The sequence below is a fragment of the Acidovorax sp. SRB_24 genome (genome assembly GCF_012931925.1).
Map to the genome: position 1 here is coordinate 1 of NZ_MWOM01000104.1, position 7,878 is coordinate 7,878.

Consider the following 7,878-nt stretch of genomic DNA (forward strand, 5'->3'; position numbering starts at 1 on the left):
GTGGATAGAGTATCGGCCTCCGAAGCCGAGGGTCGTGGGTTCGATCCCCGCCAGCCGCACCAAAATCAAGGACTTACGTGAGTTTTCCATGGCCCACGATACAGTCAAATTTTGGTTCAAGTCTCAGAGTTGACCGCTCTCAGCAGCCAATAAGGCCTTGAGGCTCAGGGTCACAGTTTTCTGACGTCTGTGTTCATGGCCCGCCTGTGGCCCATGCGTGGCCCTGCCATAGCGCAGAGATGAAGCTTCAAGGGATTTTTGACCATTGGGCCCGTGGCCCATCGAAAGTTCTTCAGCTTGCCGTCATCTCTTGATGGATGCTCCGTTGGCTGCTAAACCTTCACACTTGGGGGATAAGCAATCAAATGACTGTTCAGCAGGGCGGATTCAACCGGTCGACGCAACAAGTTCGCTGAACATCTCAGCGGGCGTCTGGAAGCCAAGCGTCTTGCGCGGCCTCTCGTTCAATTGTCTCGCGATCGCGTTGAGCTGAAGCTGCGAGTACCCCGAGATGTCAATGCCCTTCAGCATGTACTGTCGAAGTAGCCCATTCGTGTTCTCGTTGCTTCCACGCTGCCAAGGGCTTTGCGGATCACAGAAGTAGACCTGGATATCGGTGGCCATCGTGAATCGCTTGTGGCCATGCATTTCCGTACCTCGATCCCAAGTCAGTGATTTGTAGAGCTCCTGTGGCAACTTGCGAGCATTCTTGATGAGCGCGTCGACGACCGTCTGCGAGTCCTTGCCCTCCAGCTTCACCAACATCACATATCGCGATTGGCGCTCGACCAGCGTCGCGATCTGGCTGTTGGCGCTGCCGAAGACCAAGTCTCCTTCCCAGTGCCCAGGCACCGCACGATCCTCGATAGAGGCTGGGCGCTCGCTAATCGAGACGGCATCAACGATCTGCCCATGGATTGCCGTCTTCTGCGTGTAGTGGCGAAAGCGCCGCATGCCACGCGTACGTCTCAGGTGCGCCAGCAGCTCTTTCTTTAAGGCGCCGCGCGCTTGAATGAACAGGCTGCGGTAAATGGTCTCGTGTGACACGTGCTGGCTCTCGTCGCATGGATAAGTATGCTTGAGCCAGCCGGCGATCTGCTCGGGTGACCACAGCAGTCGCAGCTTGCCGGCCACGATGCGCGCAAGGGCCCGATCCTGAGTCAGTTTGCAATGCTTGGGGCGATGCGCGCGATCCCATGCAGCGCTGTCGGCATAGTTGGCCCGATAACCGATGCGCCCGCCGTTGCGTTCGATCTCACGACTGACCGTGGATGGCGCTCGGCCAATCTGGGCGGCGATAGAGCGGATCGACTGGCCAAGCGCCAATCCGAGTGAAATCTCTTCCCGCTCAGCCAGCGTAAGTGCGAGCCGTGAACGGCGGCGATCTGGTGGGAGAATCCCACCGGTCTGCGCAATGACCCTGTGGATCGACGAGTGAGATCGGTCGAAGATCTTACCGATCTCATGCAACGTCCAGCCCTCCTTCCAGCGCCCACATCAGCGCCTTCTGGCTGTCCGAGTAGTAGATCCGCGGTCGCTGTTTCATGTCCAACACTCCTTCGGCCTGAGCGGCTCTTAGTGTGTTGCGTCGACCAGTTGAATCCGCCGCCTGCAGCGGTCGGTCGCCCCGCCGCATCGAAAGTCATCTCCGGGCCGCGTAGGCATTGCGATAAAGTGCACGTTCATCGAAGGCGAGCCGCACGCTGCCTGCGGCACGCCCAAACGCCTCGGAACAGAGGCCGCGCAGCGAAGGCGGCGGCCCCGTTATGCGGTCAGAGCGTCGCGTCCTTGAGTTTCTTCAATGCACGCGTCTTGATCTTCACCGATGCGGGCTTGGCCGGGAACCAGCGCTCTTCGCCCGTGAATGGATCCTTGCCAAAACGCTTCTTCTTGGCAGGCATCTGTTGCAAGCCGATCTTCATGAGGCCCGGCAGCGTGAACTCCCCCGATCCCTTCTTGTGCACGGAGCCCAGAATCGCAGCCTCCAGCGCCGCGAGCACGGCCTTGGCGGCTTTGGGCTCGACACCCGAGCGCTCGACCAGGTGGGCAATCAGCGTGGTCTTGTTGAAAACCGTCTTGATGGGTTTGATGGGCGCCGCTGCCGGTTTAGCGGCAGCAGGAGCGGCCTTCTGGACGACGGGTGCCGCCTTGGTGGTCTTCTTGGCGGGAGTGGGTGTCTTCTTTGCAGTTGCCATGGGGGGATCTTGTGGGGTTGTAGGTTGAAATTCACTGGCCAATGTATTCACACAGGCGATTCGATTCTAGGAGCAGCGCGCACAGGCGCCGCATACCCCTGCGCCCTCCCATAAACTCGGGTCTTTTACGCAACAGCATCGCGCGGCATGCCCAGCCCAGATGCCTTTGAAGGAGCCCCATGCCCATTTCTCCATCGACCTTGTTGGCCTTGCAAAAGGCCGGGGAGAACCTACACACCGCCCAACAGGCGTTTGCGCGCGAAGTCCATTCAAACGCCAGCCGTGTGGTGGGCATCGTGGCCAGCGAGCCTTTCAGTAACGAGGCCGACCGTGCCTACGCCCAACTGCGCGCCATCGCGCGCATGGCGCATGAGCTGCAGGGCATCGAAGAGCAACTCAAGACCCTGTACGGGGCAGCGGCGGAAATGATGCAGCCCGAGACGCCCGTCATCGTTGCGTTGTCAGACCATGGAGGCCGCTCGCATGCCCGTCCAGGCACTGGAAGCCTTGATGCGGCCGAAGACGCTGTCGTCAAGGCGGCGCCGCAACGGCAGGCGTCCAAAGCCAAGCCGGTGCGAAAGCCAGCGAAGGAAACCGCAAGCCCACCCCAACGCTTGAGTGCGAACGATGAAAAGGTCCTGGCGCACCTCAAAACGGTGTTGGACCGCCGCAGCTGGACCACCTTGAGCCAGGCGGCCATTGCGCAAGGGGCAGAGATTCCCACAGGCTCTGTGGGCTTGGCGATGCACAGAGTGGTGGCCGCCGGGGCCGTGCGCGAGAAGGGCAAAGGGACCTATCGCCTGGCATAGAGTGGGGCACCGTTGGCTGCGTCGGTGTTCCTGTACCTCCCCCCTCTTCAGCATTCATGCGGATTTGCGGTGAGCATCAGGTTGGGTGCCGTCATCCAGTTTTGGCAGACCGATGACCGCTGCCGCCATTACCGGTCATGTGACTTTTCGCTGGTCGAGTGACTGCTGCGCTGCCGGTACCAGCCATTCAAAAGAGCTCTCGGATAGGACGACCAAGGTCCGCCGCACCGCTCAGGTCAAAGGCAGCTCTCACGGGATGCGAACTGATGGTACCGACCCAAACGAGACGCTTGTGCATCAACCGCAAAGCGGTCTGTCATGTTCGTGAGTCCATGGTGTCCAGCGGGCTAGGGCGCGTTCACATTGCCGCAGCCGCTCGCAAAGCAAAGCGATGGTCACGAAGGCTGCGAACATCACATCCAGCTTGTCGTAGCGAGTGATCGACATGCAGGCGCAGGATTCTCTGCGAACCGGCATGCACTCGGCCATTTACGTGAACACGCCCTAGTACTGAACGCGACTCCTCGTCAGGCGAGCGGGTCAGGCGTAGACTGCGGCCCCGTGGATAAGTCTGCTTTCAACCGCTATCGAGGTGACTTCGTCGCCTGGGCGGGCGTGTGCGGCTTTATCGGCGAAGGAAGCAGCGGTGCCCCCATTTCACCGCATTCGCACTACGCAATACAGCTGGCCATCGGCGCGCCCTCGGGCCTGCGGGTTCAGTTTGGCCGGCACGGTGAATGGCAGTCCTGTGCCGCAGCGCTGGTCCCCTCCAGAGCGACTCACACGATTGACGTGAACGGCTGCGATATGAGCGTCGTTCTCTTCATCGAGCCGGAAACGCCGGCGGGTAAGGCACTGTCCGCCCGACTTCAAGGCGGGCTCGAACTGCTCGATGCGGATACCGTTGGAGAGGCCGCCAAGAATCTGAGCCGGGCCTGGCGGATCGAGAAAAGCTACGACGCGGTCAAGGCGGTCTGCATGCAGCTGGTCCAAGAGATTTCGCGCACCGCACTTCGCGAACCCTCCGACCCGCGGGTACTGGCAGCCGTCGAGTACCTCCTCCAACGCGTGGACCAGGCCGTGACGCTCCCTGAGGTCGCGCGGGTTGCAAACCTGTCCCCAGGCCGGTTCCGGCACCTCTTTGTGGAAGAAACGGGCATGCCCCTGAGAACATACGTGTTGTGGCGCCGGCTGCTGCACGTCTGGACTCTCCTGATGCAAGGCGAGACCCTCTCTACGGCGGCCCACGCGGCAGGCTTTGCGGACTCGGCACACCTCTCCAGGACGGCGCGAAACATGTTTGGCCTCGCACCGTCTGCCCTGCAGATGACCGGACCCCTCAGTGCGCGAACGCGCGACCTGGAACATTACTTGGGCTGAACGACGGGGCCGGTGACGGCGCCGAGGAAAGCGGCCAGGTCCTGGATGTCGGCGGCCGACAGCCGGATGGTCTGGCGCTCAGCGTGCTTCTCGCCAGGCCGCGCAAGTTCGCTGTGACCAATCGCCGCTTTTGGCGATGTGGCGTAGTGCTGAAGCACCTGGTCGAGGCTCGCGAACTGGCCGGCGTGCATGTACGGAGCTCTGGCTGCCACGTTGCGCAGGCTTGGCGTGCGGAACGCTCCGAGCTGGCCTGCGTCGTTCGTGTTCAGGAACTGCAGCTCGCCGCACTGCTCCGGCTTTGCGTCGCTGTAGGGGCCAAGACAGTTGAATTCATCCTTCAGCAGCTTCTTCAACCCCTCGATGCGTCCGCGGTCGGGGTTCCTGGGGTCTATCGGCGGCACACCCGTGTTGTGGAAAGCATGGTCCGTCAGCAGAGGCCCGTTGTGACAGGTGACGCATTGGCCCTGGTTGAGGAATGCGCGCAGCCCTCGTGCCTCTTGAAGCGTGAGACTTTCCTGACCTCGTGCATCGCCACGGACAGTGGCCTCCGCGTACTGGTCGAAGCGCGACTCTCCATAGGAGATATTGCGCTCGTAGGCAGCGATGGCCTTGCCCATGTTCGCAAATACCCGATTGACTCCGTCGCGCGTAATCTCCGGAAGGGCTGCCCAGGCTGCGCGCTCGGCATCGGTGCCATTGGGAGAAGCGTCCTCGGGAAGTTTTTCCAATTCAGGCGCGGGACCAAACACAGCTTGGTACTGGGCCTTGTATTGGCCTAGCACCAGCTTCACGAACGCCACGCGGTTGCCGCCGTGCTCCGCGGGGTCCTCCATGGGGCCGAGCGCCTGCGACCAGGCGCTGTCCTTGCGGCCATCCCAAAAGAGGAACGGTGAGTGCGCTGCCCCCATCACCGGCATGGTGCGGCGCTTGCCAGTTCCGATGCCTTTACCGAACTGCTGCCCGTCTTCGAACTGGCCGGTCGCCGAGTGGCAGCTGGCGCAGGAGACTTGACCGTTCTTGCTCAGCCGCTTGTCATTGAACAGCGCGCGGCCCAGCGTAGCGGCCTCGGTCCGTTGCTCGTAGGCGTTGGACATATCGACCGGACGCTCGCCAGCCTCTTTGAGGCGCATCGACGCGATGGTGGCGACTTCCTGAGCCGACCACTTGTCGCGCAACGGCGCCTGCAGTTCCTGTGCGGCGAATACGGAGACGGCGAGTGCGGCCGCCGCAGCCGCAACCCAGATGGCACGTTTGTTCATCCGAAACCTCACCGCGCGGTAGGGTTGTTCACCACCGTGTTGAAGGTGACTTTGTCTGTTCCTTGAGGCCCGTCGATGGCCAGCTTCATCTCCCACCAGCCCGTCATGCTGAATTTCATTCCCTCCAGCGCATAGGTGCCCGCTTCCATCTCCCGTGTGACGCGCGGTTGCGTGGGCAGGCCATGGCCGTGCTGAGGCATGCCGCCATCGACCAGGAACTTCGCGCCTCGAACGGGCACGCCCTCGGCAGTGGCCAGCTTCACCTTCCAGCTGTGCATCTGGTTGACGGCAGGCGCTTGCGCTGGAGGCAACAGCGCAACTTGGTAGACGCCATCCACAGATTTCTTTTCGAGGGACAAATCCAAGTCCTTGGGCGGCGACATGCAACCGGCGGTCATGAGTGCGACCACAACAAGCGTGGCCGAGGCAGTCATTTTTTTGAGCATGATTTCTCCAGAGATGGTTGCTTCAGACCCGCGCAGCGTCGAGGACTTGCTTCAGGTCTTTCGGTACGGGCAGACGCCGAAATCCACTGACATCCGTGCCACCGGTATTGCCTTCGGGCACAAGCCCCAGCGCAGTGAAGATGCAAGCGGCAATCAGCCGCCAGAGCTGGCCGGTGGCTTCACCGTGGCGGCGGTTGCGCAGCGCAAACTGAAACATGCGCCAGTGCACGCGCACATGCTCGACGGTCGTTGCTTGGCCGAGCACGTGGGCTCTCTCCAGGTGTTGGAATGCGGTGTAGAACTCGCCGCGTGCCTCGGCCGCTGAGGCAGCGGCCAGTTCTGCTTGCACGCAGGGTTTGATTCGAATTGCGAAGGTGTTCATGAGGTGCTCCGGGTAGGTTCCGATGCACTGAATTCTTCGCGAATGGGGGACTTTGGACTTGAACGCAGGGGCTGACTTGGTAGCCCTTTCATTCAACAGCGGAGATGCTTACTCCACGGCTTCCTTGAGGATTTCGTTCTCAAAGGTCTTCTTGCCGAGCACACGCTGCAGCTTGGCGATTTCCGCGCGGGCCGCAGCCAGTGAGCTGGCCTCTTGAATGACAGGACACCGTCTATCGCTTATCTTTAAAGATAGGAGTAGGACTGTGAGTACGACTAGGAATACGGATACCGTTGAAGTGATCATGAGCGACCAGCGCCGCAGGCGCTGGTCGCTTTCAGAGAAGGCCACGCTAGTGCGACGAACCTACGAGCCGGGTATGAGCGTGTCGCTCGTTGCACGCCAGGAAGGTATCGCTGCCAGCTTGCTGTTCCAGTGGCGCAAGCTGGAACGACAAGGGGCGCTCGCCGCTGGGGCGTGTCCGAATTTTTGTGTAAACGGGTCGGACTTCAGTGGATGGAGATGCGGTCTCCGAACTGAATGGTAAATCGGGTCAGCGCGGCCCTCCAGTCCCGAATCGGCATGGTCCACTTCTGGCTGATGTTGCGCAGGGCCAGGTAGAACAGCTTGGTCAGCGCCTCATCGCTGGGGAACGAGCCCCGGTTCTTGCTCAGCTTTCTCAGGCCCATGTTCACCGATTCGATGGCGTTGGTCGTGTAGATGACCTTGCGGATTTCCGGCGGGTAGTCAAAGAACGGCGTCAGCCGGCTCCAGTTCCTGCGCCAGGACTGGCCAATGGGCAGGTACTCGGTATCCCACTTGGCCTCGAACTCGCCCAGGCGCAGCTCGGCCTCCTCGGCAGTGGCCGATTGGTAGATGCGCCTGAGGTCGGCCGCCACCTCTTTCCTGCGTTTCCACGACACGTAGTTCAGGCTGTGGCGCACCATGTGCACGATGCAAAGCTGCACCACCGCCTTGGGGAACACCGCCTCGATGGCGTCGGGGAAGCCCTTGAGACCGTCGACGCAGGCGATGAAGATGTCCTGCACGCCGCGGTTGCGAAGTTCGGTGACCACCTGCAGCCAGAACTTGGCTCCTTCGGTCTGCGCCAGCCACAGGCCCAGCACTTCCTTCTCGCCGCTCATGGTGATGCCGATGGCCAGGTACACCGCCTTGACCCGCACCGCCCCTTCGCGCACCTTCACGTGGATGCAGTCCATGTAAACAATGGGATAGATGGCGTCCAGCGGCCGTGCCTGCCAGGCTTTGACCTCGTCGCTGACCGCATCGGTCACAGAGGAAATCAGGCTGGGCGAGACCTCGGTGCCATACATCTCTTCGAGATGGCTTTGAATCTCGCGCACCGTCATGCCGCGGGCGTACAGCGAGATGATTTTGTCGTCGAAG

At 61.3% G+C, this 7,878-nt stretch carries 7 protein-coding genes and 2 pseudogenes; 3 read left to right on the forward strand and 6 right to left on the reverse strand.

What is annotated here, in order from left to right; genetic code table 11:
* Positions 1 to 387 precede the first annotated feature (387 nt).
* Together B2J89_RS20120 and B2J89_RS20125 are read right to left on the reverse strand one after the other, a co-directional pair.
* Positions 388 to 1,546 (reverse strand): annotated as a pseudogene (locus B2J89_RS20120) (IS30 family transposase).
* 226 nt (positions 1,547 to 1,772) lie between these two features.
* Entirely contained in the window at positions 1,773 to 2,195 is a 423-nt protein-coding gene (locus B2J89_RS20125) for an HU family DNA-binding protein (protein ID WP_169170648.1), read from the reverse strand.
* A gap of 179 nt (positions 2,196 to 2,374) precedes the next feature.
* On the opposite strand from B2J89_RS20125, the gene B2J89_RS20130 reads away from it, so the two are divergent.
* Together B2J89_RS20130 and B2J89_RS23340 are read left to right on the forward strand one after the other, a co-directional pair.
* The gene (locus B2J89_RS20130) at positions 2,375 to 3,004 is read left to right on the forward strand and encodes a hypothetical protein (RefSeq protein WP_169170649.1); all 630 of its coding nucleotides are present in this window, start codon (positions 2,375 to 2,377) and stop codon (positions 3,002 to 3,004) included.
* 561 nt (positions 3,005 to 3,565) lie between these two features.
* A complete protein-coding gene (locus B2J89_RS23340; protein ID WP_169170650.1) occupies positions 3,566 to 4,384 on the forward strand; it encodes an AraC family transcriptional regulator in 819 nt (272 codons plus the stop codon).
* Here B2J89_RS23340 and B2J89_RS20140 read toward each other — a convergent pair.
* The 3 genes from B2J89_RS20140 to B2J89_RS20150 are packed head-to-tail and all read right to left on the reverse strand — an operon-like array spanning position 4,372 to position 6,471.
* A complete protein-coding gene (locus B2J89_RS20140) occupies positions 4,372 to 5,643 on the reverse strand; it encodes a cytochrome-c peroxidase (protein WP_169170651.1) in 1,272 nt (423 codons plus the stop codon). The genes B2J89_RS23340 and B2J89_RS20140 overlap by 13 nt on opposite strands.
* An 8-nt stretch (positions 5,644 to 5,651) precedes the next feature.
* Positions 5,652 to 6,089 carry a FixH family protein gene (locus tag B2J89_RS20145; protein WP_169170652.1) on the reverse strand — a complete coding sequence of 146 codons (438 nt, stop codon included), beginning with the start codon at positions 6,087 to 6,089 and terminating at the stop codon, positions 5,652 to 5,654.
* Positions 6,090 to 6,111: 22 nt separating this feature from the next.
* Positions 6,112 to 6,471: a DUF3703 domain-containing protein gene (locus tag B2J89_RS20150; protein WP_169170653.1), complete on the reverse strand. Its 360-nt coding sequence runs from the start codon at positions 6,469 to 6,471 to the stop codon at positions 6,112 to 6,114.
* Positions 6,472 to 6,688: 217 nt separating this feature from the next.
* Between B2J89_RS20150 and B2J89_RS20155 the strand changes: the two are divergent.
* Positions 6,689 to 6,994: pseudogene (locus tag B2J89_RS20155) on the forward strand (transposase); the annotation flags it as partial.
* Here B2J89_RS20155 and B2J89_RS20160 read toward each other — a convergent pair.
* Positions 6,981 to 7,878: IS256 family transposase (locus B2J89_RS20160; RefSeq protein ID WP_169170654.1), on the reverse strand; the 898-nt coding region annotated here is incomplete at its 5' end. The pseudogene B2J89_RS20155 and the gene B2J89_RS20160 overlap by 14 nt on opposite strands.